This window comes from Pseudomonas taetrolens (genome assembly GCF_900475285.1).
Taxonomy (GTDB): domain Bacteria; phylum Pseudomonadota; class Gammaproteobacteria; order Pseudomonadales; family Pseudomonadaceae; genus Aquipseudomonas; species Aquipseudomonas taetrolens.
The window spans coordinates 3,305,678-3,322,190 of sequence record NZ_LS483370.1 but is presented as its reverse complement, the minus strand read 5'-3'; the positions used below and the strand labels follow the sequence as shown (position 1 = coordinate 3,322,190).

At 54.3% G+C, this 16,513-nt stretch carries 11 protein-coding genes and 3 rRNA genes; 7 read left to right on the top strand and 7 right to left on the bottom strand.

The window, feature by feature from the left end:
* Window positions 1-32: 32 nt before the first annotated feature.
* Window positions 33-863: an NAD(+) diphosphatase gene (gene nudC, locus DQN55_RS15335; protein ID WP_048379509.1), complete on the top strand. Its 831-nt coding sequence runs from the start codon at window positions 33-35 to the stop codon at window positions 861-863.
* Here nudC and DQN55_RS15330 read toward each other — a convergent pair.
* A complete protein-coding gene (locus DQN55_RS15330) occupies window positions 831-1,610 on the bottom strand; it encodes a TSUP family transporter (RefSeq protein WP_048379511.1) in 780 nt (259 codons plus the stop codon). The genes nudC and DQN55_RS15330 overlap by 33 nt on opposite strands.
* Window positions 1,611-1,853: 243 nt before the next feature.
* On the opposite strand from DQN55_RS15330, the gene sfnG reads away from it, so the two are divergent.
* Window positions 1,854-2,954, top strand: a complete 1,101-nt coding sequence (gene sfnG, locus DQN55_RS15325; RefSeq protein WP_162199348.1) for a dimethylsulfone monooxygenase SfnG — start codon at window positions 1,854-1,856, stop codon at window positions 2,952-2,954.
* A gap of 43 nt (window positions 2,955-2,997) precedes the next feature.
* Here sfnG and DQN55_RS15320 read toward each other — a convergent pair whose 3' ends face one another.
* On the bottom strand, window positions 2,998-4,101 hold the full coding sequence (locus tag DQN55_RS15320; protein ID WP_048379515.1) for a sigma-54 interaction domain-containing protein: 1,104 nt from the start codon (window positions 4,099-4,101) through the stop codon (window positions 2,998-3,000).
* A 336-nt stretch (window positions 4,102-4,437) separates the two neighbouring features.
* On the opposite strand from DQN55_RS15320, the gene DQN55_RS15315 reads away from it, so the two are divergent.
* Both DQN55_RS15315 and DQN55_RS15310 read left to right on the top strand, forming a co-directional pair.
* A complete protein-coding gene (locus DQN55_RS15315; protein WP_048379517.1) occupies window positions 4,438-5,607 on the top strand; it encodes a cysteine desulfurase family protein in 1,170 nt (389 codons plus the stop codon).
* Window positions 5,608-5,666: 59 nt separating this feature from the next.
* Complete coding sequence (locus tag DQN55_RS15310) at window positions 5,667-7,487, top strand: aminopeptidase P family protein (protein ID WP_048379519.1); 1,821 nt, start codon at window positions 5,667-5,669, stop codon at window positions 7,485-7,487.
* A gap of 55 nt (window positions 7,488-7,542) precedes the next feature.
* Here DQN55_RS15310 and DQN55_RS15305 read toward each other — a convergent pair whose 3' ends face one another.
* Entirely contained in the window at window positions 7,543-7,824 is a 282-nt protein-coding gene (locus tag DQN55_RS15305) for a hypothetical protein (protein ID WP_048379521.1), read from the bottom strand.
* 155 nt (window positions 7,825-7,979) lie between these two features.
* The gene (rhtA, locus tag DQN55_RS15300) at window positions 7,980-8,879 is read right to left on the bottom strand and encodes a threonine/homoserine exporter RhtA (RefSeq protein WP_048379523.1); all 900 of its coding nucleotides are present in this window, start codon (window positions 8,877-8,879) and stop codon (window positions 7,980-7,982) included.
* 607 nt (window positions 8,880-9,486) lie between these two features.
* On the opposite strand from rhtA, the gene DQN55_RS15290 reads away from it, so the two are divergent.
* From DQN55_RS15290 to rrf, 3 genes are all read left to right on the top strand, one after another.
* Window positions 9,487-11,023, top strand: a 16S ribosomal RNA gene (locus tag DQN55_RS15290).
* Between the two features lie 314 nt (window positions 11,024-11,337).
* Window positions 11,338-14,229 (top strand): 23S ribosomal RNA (locus DQN55_RS15285).
* A 157-nt stretch (window positions 14,230-14,386) separates the two neighbouring features.
* Window positions 14,387-14,502, top strand: a 5S ribosomal RNA gene (gene rrf / locus DQN55_RS15280).
* Together the 16S, 23S and 5S rRNA genes form the textbook arrangement of a ribosomal RNA operon.
* A gap of 171 nt (window positions 14,503-14,673) precedes the next feature.
* Here rrf and DQN55_RS15275 read toward each other — a convergent pair.
* The 3 genes from DQN55_RS15275 to queD all read right to left on the bottom strand — a co-directional run bounded on the left by DQN55_RS15275 (window position 14,674) and on the right by queD (window position 16,359).
* Window positions 14,674-15,195: a GNAT family N-acetyltransferase gene (locus tag DQN55_RS15275; protein WP_048382917.1), complete on the bottom strand. Its 522-nt coding sequence runs from the start codon at window positions 15,193-15,195 to the stop codon at window positions 14,674-14,676.
* A gap of 53 nt (window positions 15,196-15,248) precedes the next feature.
* Window positions 15,249-15,623, bottom strand: coding sequence for an IS66-like element accessory protein TnpA (tnpA, locus tag DQN55_RS15270; RefSeq protein WP_231995605.1), 375 nt, complete (start codon window positions 15,621-15,623; stop codon window positions 15,249-15,251).
* Between the two features lie 379 nt (window positions 15,624-16,002).
* Complete coding sequence (queD, locus tag DQN55_RS15260) at window positions 16,003-16,359, bottom strand: 6-carboxytetrahydropterin synthase QueD (RefSeq protein WP_048382918.1); 357 nt, start codon at window positions 16,357-16,359, stop codon at window positions 16,003-16,005.
* Window positions 16,360-16,513: the final 154 nt, after the last annotated feature.

The following is a 16,513-nucleotide window of genomic DNA, read 5'->3' as shown; positions in this document are numbered from 1 at the left end:
TCTGCTTTCAACCCTGATCAAGGATCGTTTCAATGACACCGCGTTGGACCACGGCAGTACTGGACACAGAACTCCTCGGCGGCTGGGCGGTGGCGCGCGGCCCTGACGGTTTTCTGATTGACGGCAATGGCCCGCTGTTCCCAAGGGAGTGGCTCAAGCGCCAGGAGCTGCCCGTGTTGGCAGAGCATGGCATTGGCCACCTGGACGGCGAGCCGGTGTACCTGCTGGAACTGGAGTGCCCGGCGCAGGTTGAAGGCTGTCACTGGCAAGGGTTACGGGCATTTATGCTTGAAGGCGATCACACCCTGTACCGGGTGCTGGCCTATGCAGCACAAATTGGCACGTGGGCGCGGGAGCACCGTTATTGCGGCAGCTGCGCCCGGTTGATGGTCCAGGTGCCAAGGGAACGTGCAATGCATTGCGTGGTATGCGAGATGCGCAGCTATCCGCGGATCTCGCCGAGCATGATTGTATTGATCACCCGTGGCGATGAAGTGCTGCTGGCCCGTTCGCCACGTTTTGTAGCGGGGGTGTACAGCACGCTGGCGGGATTCGCCGAGCCGGGAGAGTCAGCCGAGGAGTGCCTGGTTCGCGAGGTGCGTGAAGAGGTGCAGCTGGAGGTCAGGAACATCCAGTACATGGGCAGCCAGTGCTGGCCGTTTCCGCACTCCATGATGCTGGGTTTTCATGCTGAATATGCCGGGGGCGATATCGTGCCCCAGGCCGACGAGATCGAAGATGCACAGTGGTTCAATGTGCATCGGTTGCCGCCGTTGCCGGCATCACGCTCGATTGCGCGTTATCTCATCGACCTGTATGTAGCGCGCCGGTTAGGCCTCGCCGAACCAGTGCTGCCAGGCTAGGCGTACTGTCAGCCCCAATACCACGGTAATGAACACCGGGCGAATGAACTTCGCCCCGCCGCTGATTGCGCTGCGAGCACCAAAGAATGCACCGACCATCACGGCAAAACCCATGGTCAGGCCGATGACCCAGTCGACGTGTCCCGAGAAGATGAACACCGACAGCGCTGCGATGTTGCTGACGAAGTTCATGCTGCGGGCGACGCCGCTGGCCTTCACCAGGTCGATCGGGTACATCAGCATGCTACTGACGGTCCAGAATGCTCCCGTCCCCGGCCCGGCCACACCATCATAAAAACCCAGGCTAAAACCTTGCGGCAGCTGCCACTTCTTCTTGATGGGTGCATCGTTGTCGATGGGGGTTTTCGGTGTACCACCAAACAACAGGTACACACCGCAGGCGAAGACAATCACCGGCAACATTTTGTTGAGCCATTCGGCGGGCATGTAGTGGGCGACGATGGCGCCGATCAGCGCACCTGCAAGGGTACCGAAAATTGCCAGCTTCCACTCCCGGGGATGGAACAGCTTGCGCCGGTAGAAGGTGATACTGGCAGTGGCCGCACCAAAGGTTGAGCTGAGCTTGTTGGTGCCCAATACCAGGTGCGGAGGCAAGCCAGCAGTCAGCAGGGCGGGGGTGGTCAGCAAACCTCCGCCGCCCGCAATGGCATCGATAAAGCCAGCAACGAAAGCAACGGCAGCCAGAATGGCAAGGGTGGTCAAATCAACGCTGAGTTCAAAAGGCATGGGCTCGACTTAATTCGGCGGGACGTACAGCGCTGAGCGCAGGAAGAGCGACATCTTACCGATAACCCGGTAGAGCGGCGACAGGCCTTTTACGGGTTGGGCGTGTTGCTCGACCAACAGAGCATCAGCAAACAGTCGCTAAACATGACAGTCAGGTTCAGGCACGCGCCGGTGAACAGGCTGTTCCGCCTGGCTGGCACGGATGCTGCTCTGGTGACAGGACACCTTCTTCATGTCGAGAGCATGCCAATGAGTCAGCAAGCCATAAAATTCGCCTACTGGGTGCCCAATGTCAGCGGCGGCCTGGTCGTGAGCAAAATTGAGCAGCGCACCAGTTGGAGTATCGATTACAACCGAAAGCTCGCGCAGTTGGCAGAAGCCGCCGGTTTTGACTATGCATTGACCCAGATCCGCTTTACTGCAGGCTATGGTGCGGAGTTCCAGCATGAATCTGTGGCGTTCAGTCATGCCTTGTTGGCGGCCACGACACGCTTGAAAGTGATTGCAGCGATCCTCCCGGGGCCGTGGAAGCCGGCTTTGGCCGCCAAGCAGCTGGCAACCATAGATCAACTGACGCAGGGGCGGATCGCGGTCAATATTGTCAGTGGCTGGTTCAAAGGAGAGTTCCAGGCCATCGGCGAGCATTGGCTGGAACACGATGAACGCTATCGTCGCTCCGAAGAGTTCATTCGAGTGCTCAAAGGGATCTGGACCCAGGACAACTTCACGTTCAAGGGCGACTTCTATCGAATCAACAACTACACCCTTAAACCCAAGCCGCTAGCTTTGCCGCACCCTGAAATATTCCAGGGCGGCAGCTCGCGGGCGGCGCGTGACATGGCCGCACAGGTATCGGACTGGTATTTCACCAATGGCAATACACCTGAAGGTATCAAGACTCAGGTAGACGACATTCGGGCCAAGGCGGCTGCCCATCAGCATTCAGTGAAAATCGGGGTTAACGCTTTCGTCATTGCCCGTGACACCGAGGAAGAAGCGCGGGCGGTCTTGCAGGCGATCATCGACAGTGCCGACGTCGAGGCGGTCCATGCCTTTGGAGATGCGGCGAAGCAAGCGGGCAAGTCTTCACTTGAAGGGGAAGGCAACTGGGCAAAGTCAACCTTCGAGGATCTGGTTCAGTACAACGATGGATTCAAAACCAACTTGATCGGCACCCCGCAGCAGATTGCCGAACGAATCGTGGCACTCAAGGCCTTGGGTGTGGATTTGCTGTTGGCAGGTTTTTTACATTTTCAGGAAGAGGTCGAGTATTTCGGGCGTCGGGTTCTACCCTTGGTTCGTGAGCTGGAAGCGCGTCATCTCAAAGAGACTGCAGCGGCTTGAGGCCGGATCCAGCAGCAGCTGTCGTAAGCTGCTGCTGGCGCCTTCAGACCGATTGTTGCACAGGGGAGGAGCCGGAACTGGCTATAGGCTGACGTGTGTTAACTGACAGGGCGCCGAGTTTGATCAGGCGCGCACGCGTGACATTGCGGCTTAACCCCAGCAGCTTGGCTGTGTGCACCTGGTTGTGATGGCAAAATATGTACGCCGCCCGTAACAGGGCGTCTTCAACGGATTCATGCAATGCACCTGGCTCTTCTTCGAACAGCCGTTGGAATGCACGTTGCAACAGCGCTTGAGCCGTGTCCGGGACTTGAGGCTGAGCGGGATGATCCTGGCGTCTGGAGCGAGATTGCGAAAGACGCAGGTCTTGAACGGTGATGGTCTGATTTCGGCACAGTAGCAGGCTGTGATGGATGACGTTTTCCAGCTCGCGGATATTGCCTTGCCAGGAATGATGCCTGAGGACTTCTTCAGCGCCTCCGCTCAGCAGGGTGGGGCCATGGGACAGCCGTTGGCGATAGGTTTGCAGGAAGTGCCGGGCCAGCGGCAAGATGTCTCCCGGGCGTTCCCGCAACGGTAGCAGTTTCAGGCGGATGACATTCAACCGGTAATACAGATCCTCTCGAAAATGCCCGGCATCGATGGCCTGTTCCAGATTCACGTTGGTGGCTGCCAGCACACGCACATTGATCGGTGTGCTTTTGCGTGAGCCCAGCCTGACCACTTCCTGTTCTTGCAGGACACGTAGCAGTTTTACCTGGATCGGCAGCGACAAGTCACCGATCTCGTCCAGAAACAAGGTGCCGCCATCCGCCTCTTCAAACCAGCCCGCCTTGGCACCAAGTGCGCCCGTGAAGGCGCCTTTCTCATGCCCGAACAATTCGGCTTCGACCAGGGTTTCGGCAAACGCCCCGCAATTGACGGCCACGAACGGCTGCTGATGGCGGTGGCTGAGTTGGTGAATGTGCCGGGCGACCAACTCTTTACCGGTGCCGGTTTCGCCGATGATCAATACGCTGGCGTCGCTGGGGGCTATTTGTTGCATATGTGCGAGAAGTGCCCTGGACGCGGGGTCTTCGAACACCTGGGCGGTGGCCCTTATGGAAGTGGCGAGTGCGGGGGCGGGGGGTAAAGTTAAAAGCTGCATCCATGGCTCCTTGGTCGCGGGGCTCTGCCCACAAAAGGAAAGTCGATGGGTGTTTTATAAGGAAATTTGTTTATTCCGTAAACTAACCTAATTCCATATTTATATATCCTTATTGCATATAGGACTTGCACAAATGGCTTCTCTTGGCGCTTTATAAGGCGATGAAATTCAAGAGTCCAAGCTGACATGGATTTGGGAATGGCCCTACGGGCTTTCTTATAGGCACACCTTTTTCGTCCCGCTCAACCGGGTTCTAATGGCCGCTTTCAAACGTGGCTTCACTCTCCTGATATCAAGCACAGCCTGATTTCGGAACGCGCTCAGTGGGTTTTCAGCATGAACAAACGACCGCTTTATTTCGATTACGCTGCTACCACGCCTGTGGACGCCCGTGTCATTCAGGTGATGGTCGATTGCCTGGGGGTTGAAGGTAATTTTGGCAATCCGGCTTCCGGCTCCCATGTGTTCGGTCAGGAGGCCCGCCAGGCGGTCGAGCGTGCCCGTGAGCAGGTTGCAGCGCTGGTCAATGCCGACCCGGAGCAGATCATCTGGACGTCGGGTGCGACCGAGTCGAACAATCTGGCCTTAAAAGGCGTTGCCCAGGCCAGCGGCCACTCGCGCGGTCATGTCATCACCAGCCAGATCGAACACAAGGCGGTGCTGGATACTGCCCGTTTTCTGGAACAATCGGGTTTTGAGGTCACTTATCTGGCTCCCGACGCCAAGGGCCTTATCAGTACCGATGCCGTCAGCGCGGCACTGCGCGAAGACACCCTGCTGGTATCGCTGATGCTGGTCAACAATGAGCTGGGAACAGTGAATGACATTCCGGCTATTGGCCGGCGGGTTCGTGAGCATGGTGCGCTGTTTCATGTCGATGCTGCGCAAGGGGCGGGCAAGATCGCCATCGATCTGAGAGAGTGGGCAGTGGATCTGATGTCGTTTTCGGCGCACAAGGTTTACGGCCCTAAAGGGGTGGGTGCCTTGTATGTCGGGCCTCGTGCTCAGCATCGCTTGCAGGCACAAATGCATGGGGGCGGGCATGAGTCAGGCTTGCGTTCCGGAACGCTGGCAACCCACCAGATCGCAGGTATGGGCGCTGCTTTTGCCGTCGCCAGTGAATCATTTGCCCTGGAACTGAGCCACATCAAGGGTCTGCGCCAGCGTTTGCTTGAGTCGCTGATCGATGTGCCGGGTTTGCACTGCAACGGATGTCCAGATCAACGAATTCCACATACCTTGAGCCTGACGTTCGACAAAGGGCCTTTCAACAGCGCTGCGCTCAGTGCGGAACTGGCCTATTCGGCGACTTCTGCCTGCAATTCTGCGAGCAAGGCCCCGTCGCATGTATTGCTCGCACTGGGGCACGATGCTGAACAGGCGAGTCGAACCATTCGCCTGAGTCTCGGGCGCTTCACCCGCGAGCAGGACGTGGACGAAGCGGTAAAGGCAATCAAGGCTGCGATCACGGCGCCGGCACCTTTCTGGGTGGTTGCCGAGTCCTAGCGTCTGCTCCATCATTCATGACGAACAATAATCAGCAGTGGCTGTCAGCAGGAGACAGGATGAGTACTCAGTTGTTGAACACGGAAGCGGTGGTGTCGCGTTTGGCGCGTACCCGTGCATTGATGAGCCGGCACGGCATACATGCACTGCTGGTGCCCTCGGCCGACCCCCATCTTTCGGAGTATTTGCCTGCGTACTGGCAGGGCCGCCAGTGGCTGTCAGGGTTCCAGGGTTCGGTCGGGACGCTGATCGTGACCCCGACCTTTGCCGGGCTATGGGCCGACAGCCGTTACTGGGAACAAGCCACAAAAGAGCTTGGCGGCAGCACAATCGAACTGGTCAAGTTGTTGCCCGGTCAGCCCGGCCCTTTGGAGTGGCTGGCCGAACAGACGCCTGAAGGCGCGACCGTCTCGGTTGACGGTGCGGTACTTGCGCTGGCGTCGGCGCGAACACTGGAAAGCAAGCTCAAGGCGCGTGGTGCTTGTTTGCGGACCGATCTGGATCTGCTGGGCCAGGTTTGGGAGGATCGCCCCGCGCTTCCTGTCCGCCCGCTTTTTGAGCATCTGCCACCACAGGCCACGGTAAGCCGGGTCGAAAAGCTGGCCAAGCTTCGGGAAACGCTCAAGCAACGTGATGCCGACGCACATTTCATCGCCACTCTCGATGATATCGCCTGGTTATTTAACCTGCGGGGTTCGGACGTCTCCTTTAATCCGGTGTTTGTTTCGTTTGCGTTGGTTGAGTCTGAGCGGGCTACCTTGTTCGTGGACCCGGGCAAAGTGAATGCGCAACTGCAGCAGACACTTGAGCGGGATGGCGTGGAGCTGCGTGACTACAACGAGATCAATGCGGCGCTGGCGGCATTGCCTTCCTCGACCCGGTTGCTGGTGGACCCGGCGCGCGTGACCTGTGGGTTGGTCGGTCATTTGCAGGATGAGGTCAAGCTGGTTGAGGGGGTGAACCCGACCACTCTGGCCAAGTCGCAAAAGAGCCTCGATGACGCTTTCCATATTCGTCAGGCCATGGAGCAGGATGGCGCTGCTCTGTGCGAATTCTTCGCATGGCTGGAAAACGCCCTTGGGCGTGAGCGCATCACGGAACTGACAATTGATGAGCGGTTAACCGCTGAGCGAGCCCGACGCCCCGGCTTTGTATCGCTGAGCTTCAATACCATTGCGGCCTTTAATGCCAACGGCGCGATGCCGCACTATCACGCGACCGAGCAGGAGCATGCCGTGATTGAGGGTGACGGATTGCTGCTGATCGACTCCGGGGGGCAGTATCTGGGGGGAACCACCGACATCACCCGAATGGTGCCTGTCGGTACGCCCTGCAATGAGCAAAAGCGCGATTGTACCCGTGTACTCAAAGGCGTGATTGCCTTGTCCAGGGCGCAATTCCCAAAAGGCATCCTGTCCCCCTTGCTGGATTCCATCGCTCGGGCGCCAATCTGGGCAGAGAGTGTCGATTACGGACACGGCACCGGGCATGGGGTCGGGTATTTCCTGAACGTCCATGAGGGGCCCCAGGTTATTGCCTACCAGGCGGCTCCTGCAGCGCATACGGCCATGCAGCCGGGGATGATCACCTCCATCGAACCAGGCACATATCGCCCTGGTCGTTGGGGAGTGAGAATCGAGAACCTGGTATTGAATCGGGAGGCGGGTACTTCTGAATTCGGCGCGTTCTTGAGCTTTGAAACCTTGACCCTGTGCCCGATCGATACACGCTGCCTGGAGCCGTCGCTGCTGACGCGTGAAGAACTGGAGTGGTTTGATGCTTATCACGCACAGGTTCGTGCCCGCTTGAGCCCGTTGCTCGAAGGGGCTGCGCTGGAGTGGTTGCTGGCCAGAACGGCACCGCTTTCGATCACCGCTTGATACCGCATCCCTGTCGCGCAGTTCTCACGATCGACTGCGCGACAGGGAAGCGTGCTTACTTGCAGATGACAATCATGCTGCGGCTGGTGTAGCCGGCAGGGTTTAACCCGAAAGGATAGTCTCCCGGCTCTTCGGTCGTATCACCCGATTTGGCGATCACCCGGTAACCCTTCTTCCCGCAGGACTTGACGGCTTCGGCGTAGCACTTGTTCCAGGACGAGGACAATCCAGAGCAGTTGATATGCAAGCCTCTTTTACCGTGCCTGACGGAGGTTTCTGAGGTTGCGGCGCAGCCGGTTACAGCTAGCACGGCCAAAGCTACCAAAAATCGTTTCATTCCTGTCCTTAAGCGTTTGCGTCGGATTTACGGGATGCGGATATCTGTCAGCCATCTATTTGATGGGGCTTGCGGATAACCTTATCTGAAACCACCCCAAGCGATCTTACGAGGGATAAACATCGCTTAAATAAGAGTCAATTACCAGAACTGTGTCAAACAGATGAATTTTTGTCAGCAATAATAGGTTTTGAATGGTTGCGCATCGTTAGGGTCGCACCGACCGAGGCCAATATGATGCAAGAGATGGCCATCCACTGTGCGAATGACAGAACCTCGTTCAGGAATAACAAGCCTGAAAGCGCTCCAAAGGCCGGTTCGATGCTCATCAGCGTGCCGAATGTGCGGGTGGGCATGCGTGTCAGAGCGACCATCTCGAGTGTATAGGGTAGGGCGGTCGACAATATGGCTACAGCAATGGCTATGGGGATCAGGCCCGGAGTCAATAACGCTGAACCTGCGTGAACTATTCCGATAGGCGCAACAAACAGGGCGGCAATCATCACGCCCAGGGCTGCTGTTTGAACACCGTTGTCAGCTCCGGCCTTTTGCCCAAAAAGGATATACAGCGCCCAGCAGACACCCGCGCCCAATGCATAGCCGGCCCCTGTCAGGTCAATCCCCTGCGTGCTGTCACCTGTGGGGATGAGCAATAGAAGCCCGGTGATGGCGAGACCGATCCAGATAAAGTCGACCAATCTGCGGGAGGCGTAAATGGCAACGGCCAGAGGCCCTGTGAATTCCAGTGCCACAGCAATGCCCAGCGGAACACTGCGTAATGACATATAGAAGAGGAAGTTCATCCCTCCCAGGGCTGCGCCGTAAACAATGACGGTCTTCAGGGATTTGGCGGTGAGCTTTGCTCTCCATGGCCGCAGTATCAGCAGCATGATGATGCTGGCAAATATCAGGCGCAGAGTGGTTGTGCCTTGGGCGCCCACAATCGGAAACATGCTTTTGGCCAGGGATGCGCCGGATTGTATCGAGGCCATGGCGATCAACAGCAAGCCAACAGGTAATAGCGTCGACGAGAGGCTATGGGAGAGCTTAGTCATTTACGTAGAGAGCCTGGGGGTCTGGAGGGCTGGGGGCGAATTGAGCATCATGCTTAACTAATGCGTTATGTGCAATATAGTGCGCAAACTTGTGTTGCTTCTATCTATATAGCCGCTACATGCAATAGTTTTGATTAATGCTTGACTCAAAATTTCTACGGCCTATAATTCGCCCCACTTCCGGCGCAGTCGAAACGGAAAACTCCTTGAGTTTCAATGAGTTGGATTGGTTTTCGACGGTGTCAGCTTCAAGTCATCGAAGCAGGAAATGAGGTGTTGACAGCAGCGTGTAACGCTGTAGAATTCGCCTCCCGCTAACGAGCAATCGATAGCGCAAGTGGTTGAAGTTACAGAGGAAACTTTGAAAACTTCTTAAAATAACCGCTTGACAGCAACAGAGGCTGCTGTAGAATGCGCGCCTCGGTTGAGCGAAAGCTTAACCAACCGCTCTTTAACAACTGAATCAAGCAATTCGTGTGGGTGCTTGTGGAGTCAGACTGATAGTCAAAAAGATTATCAGCATCACAAGTTACTCCGCGAGAAATCAAAGATGTAACCAACGATTGCTGAGCCAAGTTTAGGGTTTTCTCAAAACCCAAAGATGTTTGAACTGAAGAGTTTGATCATGGCTCAGATTGAACGCTGGCGGCAGGCCTAACACATGCAAGTCGAGCGGTAGAGAGGTGCTTGCACCTCTTGAGAGCGGCGGACGGGTGAGTAATACCTAGGAATCTGCCTGGTAGTGGGGGATAACGTTCGGAAACGGACGCTAATACCGCATACGTCCTACGGGAGAAAGCAGGGGACCTTCGGGCCTTGCGCTATCAGATGAGCCTAGGTCGGATTAGCTAGTTGGTGAGGTAATGGCTCACCAAGGCTACGATCCGTAACTGGTCTGAGAGGATGATCAGTCACACTGGAACTGAGACACGGTCCAGACTCCTACGGGAGGCAGCAGTGGGGAATATTGGACAATGGGCGAAAGCCTGATCCAGCCATGCCGCGTGTGTGAAGAAGGTCTTCGGATTGTAAAGCACTTTAAGTTGGGAGGAAGGGCATTAACCTAATACGTTAGTGTTTTGACGTTACCGACAGAATAAGCACCGGCTAACTCTGTGCCAGCAGCCGCGGTAATACAGAGGGTGCAAGCGTTAATCGGAATTACTGGGCGTAAAGCGCGCGTAGGTGGTTTGTTAAGTTGGATGTGAAATCCCCGGGCTCAACCTGGGAACTGCATCCAAAACTGGCAAGCTAGAGTATGGTAGAGGGTGGTGGAATTTCCTGTGTAGCGGTGAAATGCGTAGATATAGGAAGGAACACCAGTGGCGAAGGCGACCACCTGGACTGATACTGACACTGAGGTGCGAAAGCGTGGGGAGCAAACAGGATTAGATACCCTGGTAGTCCACGCCGTAAACGATGTCAACTAGCCGTTGGGAGTCTTGAACTCTTAGTGGCGCAGCTAACGCATTAAGTTGACCGCCTGGGGAGTACGGCCGCAAGGTTAAAACTCAAATGAATTGACGGGGGCCCGCACAAGCGGTGGAGCATGTGGTTTAATTCGAAGCAACGCGAAGAACCTTACCAGGCCTTGACATCCAATGAACTTTCCAGAGATGGATTGGTGCCTTCGGGAACATTGAGACAGGTGCTGCATGGCTGTCGTCAGCTCGTGTCGTGAGATGTTGGGTTAAGTCCCGTAACGAGCGCAACCCTTGTCCTTAGTTACCAGCACGTAATGGTGGGCACTCTAAGGAGACTGCCGGTGACAAACCGGAGGAAGGTGGGGATGACGTCAAGTCATCATGGCCCTTACGGCCTGGGCTACACACGTGCTACAATGGTCGGTACAAAGGGTTGCCAAGCCGCGAGGTGGAGCTAATCCCATAAAACCGATCGTAGTCCGGATCGCAGTCTGCAACTCGACTGCGTGAAGTCGGAATCGCTAGTAATCGTGAATCAGAATGTCACGGTGAATACGTTCCCGGGCCTTGTACACACCGCCCGTCACACCATGGGAGTGGGTTGCACCAGAAGTAGCTAGTCTAACCTTCGGGAGGACGGTTACCACGGTGTGATTCATGACTGGGGTGAAGTCGTAACAAGGTAGCCGTAGGGGAACCTGCGGCTGGATCACCTCCTTAATCGACGACATCAGCTGCTCCATAAGTTCCCACACGAATTGCTTGATTCATTGAAGAAGACGGTAGAAGCGACGTTAAATCGTGGCTTCTCTATCGTAAAGCTTAGAAATGAACATTCCATCAGATGGTGGTGAATGTTGATTTCTGATCTTTTGATTAGATCGTTCTTTAAAAATTTGGGTATGTGATAGAAAGATAGACTGGATAACACTTTCACTGGTGTTTATTCAGGCTAAGGTAAAATTTGTGAGTTAAATTGCGAATTTTCGGCGAATGTCGTCTTCATAGTATAACCAGATTGCTTGGGGTTATATGGTCAAGTGAAGAAGCGCATACGGTGGATGCCTTGGCAGTCAGAGGCGATGAAAGACGTGGTAGCCTGCGAAAAGCTTCGGGGAGTCGGCAAACAGACTTTGATCCGGAGATGTCTGAATGGGGGAACCCACCTAACATAAGTTAGGTATCTTAAGCTGAATACATAGGCTTAAGAAGCGAACCAGGGGAACTGAAACATCTAAGTACCCTGAGGAAAAGAAATCAACCGAGATTCCCTTAGTAGTGGCGAGCGAACGGGGACCAGCCCTTAAGCTGTATTGATGTTAGCGGAACGCTCTGGAAAGTGCGGCCATAGTGGGTGATAGCCCTGTACGCGAAAACATCTTTGCAGTGAAATCGAGTAGGACGGAGCACGAGAAACTTTGTCTGAATATGGGGGGACCATCCTCCAAGGCTAAATACTACTGACTGACCGATAGTGAACTAGTACCGTGAGGGAAAGGCGAAAAGAACCCCGGAGAGGGGAGTGAAATAGATCCTGAAACCGTATGCGTACAAGCAGTGGGAGCCCACTTTGTTGGGTGACTGCGTACCTTTTGTATAATGGGTCAGCGACTTATTTTCAGTGGCGAGCTTAACCGAATAGGGGAGGCGTAGCGAAAGCGAGTCTTAATAGGGCGTCTAGTCGCTGGGAATAGACCCGAAACCGGGCGATCTATCCATGGGCAGGTTGAAGGTTGGGTAACACTAACTGGAGGACCGAACCGACTACCGTTGAAAAGTTAGCGGATGACCTGTGGATCGGAGTGAAAGGCTAATCAAGCTCGGAGATAGCTGGTTCTCCTCGAAAGCTATTTAGGTAGCGCCTCATGTATCACTGTAGGGGGTAGAGCACTGTTTCGGCTAGGGGGTCATCCCGACTTACCAAACCGATGCAAACTCCGAATACCTACAAGTGCCGAGCATGGGAGACACACGGCGGGTGCTAACGTCCGTCGTGAAAAGGGAAACAACCCAGACCGTCAGCTAAGGTCCCAAAGTTATGGTTAAGTGGGAAACGATGTGGGAAGGCTTAGACAGCTAGGAGGTTGGCTTAGAAGCAGCCACCCTTTAAAGAAAGCGTAATAGCTCACTAGTCGAGTCGGCCTGCGCGGAAGATTTAACGGGGCTCAAACCATACACCGAAGCTACGGGTATCACTTAGGTGATGCGGTAGAGGAGCGTTCTGTAAGCCTGTGAAGGTGAGTTGAGAAGCTTGCTGGAGGTATCAGAAGTGCGAATGCTGACATGAGTAACGATAATGGGTGTGAAAAACACCCACGCCGAAAGACCAAGGTTTCCTGCGCAACGTTAATCGACGCAGGGTTAGTCGGTCCCTAAGGCGAGGCTGAAAAGCGTAGTCGATGGAAAACAGGTTAATATTCCTGTACTTCTGGTTATTGCGATGGAGGGACGGAGAAGGCTAGGCCAGCTTGGCGTTGGTTGTCCAAGTTTAAGGTGGTAGGCTGGAATCTTAGGTAAATCCGGGATTCCAAGGCCGAGAGCTGATGACGAGTGTTCTTTTAGAACACGAAGTGGTTGATGCCATGCTTCCAAGAAAAGCTTCTAAGCTTCAGGTAACCAGGAACCGTACCCCAAACCGACACAGGTGGTTGGGTAGAGAATACCAAGGCGCTTGAGAGAACTCGGGTGAAGGAACTAGGCAAAATGGCACCGTAACTTCGGGAGAAGGTGCGCCGGTGAGGGTGAAGCATTTACTGCGTAAGCCCACGCCGGTCGAAGATACCAGGCCGCTGCGACTGTTTATTAAAAACACAGCACTCTGCAAACACGAAAGTGGACGTATAGGGTGTGACGCCTGCCCGGTGCCGGAAGGTTAATTGATGGGGTTAGCTAACGCGAAGCTCTTGATCGAAGCCCCGGTAAACGGCGGCCGTAACTATAACGGTCCTAAGGTAGCGAAATTCCTTGTCGGGTAAGTTCCGACCTGCACGAATGGCGTAACGATGGCGGCGCTGTCTCCACCCGAGACTCAGTGAAATTGAAATCGCTGTGAAGATGCAGTGTATCCGCGGCTAGACGGAAAGACCCCGTGAACCTTTACTATAGCTTTGCACTGGACTTTGAATTTGCTTGTGTAGGATAGGTGGGAGGCTTTGAAGCGTGGACGCCAGTCTGCGTGGAGCCAACCTTGAAATACCACCCTGGCAACTTTGAGGTTCTAACTCAGGTCCGTTATCCGGATCGAGGACAGTGTATGGTGGGTAGTTTGACTGGGGCGGTCTCCTCCTAAAGAGTAACGGAGGAGTACGAAGGTGCGCTCAGACCGGTCGGAAATCGGTCGTAGAGTATAAAGGCAAAAGCGCGCTTGACTGCGAGACAGACACGTCGAGCAGGTACGAAAGTAGGTCTTAGTGATCCGGTGGTTCTGTATGGAAGGGCCATCGCTCAACGGATAAAAGGTACTCCGGGGATAACAGGCTGATACCGCCCAAGAGTTCATATCGACGGCGGTGTTTGGCACCTCGATGTCGGCTCATCACATCCTGGGGCTGAAGCCGGTCCCAAGGGTATGGCTGTTCGCCATTTAAAGTGGTACGCGAGCTGGGTTTAGAACGTCGTGAGACAGTTCGGTCCCTATCTGCCGTGGACGTTTGAGATTTGAGAGGGGCTGCTCCTAGTACGAGAGGACCGGAGTGGACGAACCTCTGGTGTTCCGGTTGTCACGCCAGTGGCATTGCCGGGTAGCTATGTTCGGGAAAGATAACCGCTGAAAGCATCTAAGCGGGAAACTTGCCTCAAGATGAGATCTCACTGGAACCTTGAGTTCCCTAAAGGGCCGTCGAAGACTACGACGTTGATAGGTTGGGTGTGTAAGCGCTGTGAGGCGTTGAGCTAACCAATACTAATTGCCCGTGAGGCTTGACCATATAACACCCAAGCAATTTGCTGACTCGAAAGAGCACCAGATTGCGGTGTGTGAAGACGATACAAACCGAAAGTTTGCAATTCACAAAGCACCGACTCTATTACATACCCATTCGCTGGAGCGTGAACCGAAAGGTAAACGACCTGGCTACCGAATTTCTTGACGACCATAGAGCATTGGAACCACCTGATCCCATCCCGAACTCAGTAGTGAAACGATGCATCGCCGATGGTAGTGTGGGGTTTCCCCATGTGAGAGTAGGTCATCGTCAAGATTAAATTCCAAACCCCCTGTCTGCTCACGCAGACAGGGGGTTTGTTTTTGTGCCGAGAAAAGTCTTCCTCAGAGCTTGAGGTGTAGGGCAGTAAGTGTCCGGTAAAGTCATCTGGCTTTTTCCACGTTGTCGTTAATGACGACCTACCGACAGGAAGGTCATCGAATATGCCTATCGGGAAAGTTCACATGCCATTGCTACCATTCCAATTTCAACCAAGTCAGTTTTGAAAGGGATTTCACCGATTTCTTGGAAACCGAAACCCTCATAGAATCGCCGCGCATTTGAGTTGGTCTTGAGTACGTCAAGCCACAGCAAGCGTTCTCCGCGCTCTCTCGCTCGGCTGCAAATGAAGTGCAGGAGTTGTTTCCCATATCCTCGTCCTGCTTCGGATTTGAGAAAGTAAATTTTTTGAAGCTCCGCACCCAATTCACCAGTTAAAGGCGCAGGCGTTGACCAGTTAACTTTGGCAAAGCCTACGACCCTATCGCTTTCGTTTGAAGCTATAAGCCACAAATGGCAAGCGGAGGATTCGAGTGATTTGCCGAGCAAGTTAGGGGAAAAGTCTTGATTAAGAAAGTCTTGCATGCCGGAGAGAGACCAGATGTCCGAAAAATGCTCTTGGTAGGTCTCACAGCCGATTTCACGTAGAACATCTAGGTCGGCTTTAGTAGCTTCACGAATATTAATCATATTTCTCACCGGTTTATTTGCATACACACGAGCATCAGGCCCCGCGTAAGTAGCTAGATCGGCTGCCACCTGCCAGCTCGCATGTCCATCGGCTCGGTGGCGAGCCAGATGGAGTCGATGCGAATCATCGCAGCAGCATTTTCAGTTGGCCAGTTCACTTTGACGGTGCCACGCGGGTGTTGGATCTCAACGCAGATATTCGATGATGCAGCTTGCGAATTTACTCCGGCCAGCTGCATGGGTAACGGAATAAACTCAGGTTGCGGCGCCGTGTTTTTCTGCGTTTGTACCCGAATCCATTTATGGACAAGGTTTGCGTTGAGGCTATGGCTGAGCGCGATGCTGGCAATAGAAGCGCCGGGCTGGGCACACTCTTGAATGACTTGGGCCTTGAAGGACTTGGAGTAGGAACGGCGTTGTGGCTGCATGAAATACCCGCTTAAAAGGCTAGAACGGGTGTCCACCTAAATTTAAGTGCACACCATGTCCTGGCCTCGCGGGGCTGGGAAGATGACTTGGCCGGACGGATACGTAGGGCAGTCATGGTCTGCTGTTAATCACGGCACTGCCCGCACTTTTTTCGAATGCAAAAAAACCACCGGGCAGGTTAATGCTCGTCAGTTAAGGGAAAATGTCTTTGTAGGCGCGAGCCTTGCTCGCGATAGTCGCTAATGAGAACGCGTGTGCTGCTGGATTAACACAGCGTTTTGGAAGCCATCGCGAGCAAGCTCGCGCCTACAGGTTCAGATCGTACTGTCCTTAACTGACTGGCATTAACTGGGCAGGTGGGGTTTTTAAGCAAATCTCTCAATCACCGTAGTAGATGCAACCACTGGTGCAGGTTTCATGAATGCGTATCGCGGACAATTCTGGAAGCAACGGTTTCAGCTGTTGCCAAATCCACTTGGCCAATACTTCGCTGGTTGGGTTTTCCAGTCCTGGAATGTCATTCAGGTAGTTGTGATCAAGCTGCTCATAAAGCGGCTTGAAGATCGCCTTGATTTCGGAAAAGTCCCGGATCCAGCCTGTTGCAGGGTCAATGTCACCGCTTAAGTGGATCGCCACTTTGAAGGAGTGACCATGCAGGCGTCCGCATTTGTGCCCTTGCGGAACGTAAGGCAGGCGATGCGCAGATTCGAAGGTAAACTCTTTGAAAATTTCCACAGTTTTATAGCTCTTGAATAAATGGCTATCGCCAGGCGATGTATGCAGGCGCGCAGTTTAACAGTTAACGCTCTGTGAGCGAGTATAGCGGCCCTGTTCACTGTGCAATGGGGCACGATTTACGGGGCCTTCAGCTTCAATTAAGCCAATGGCG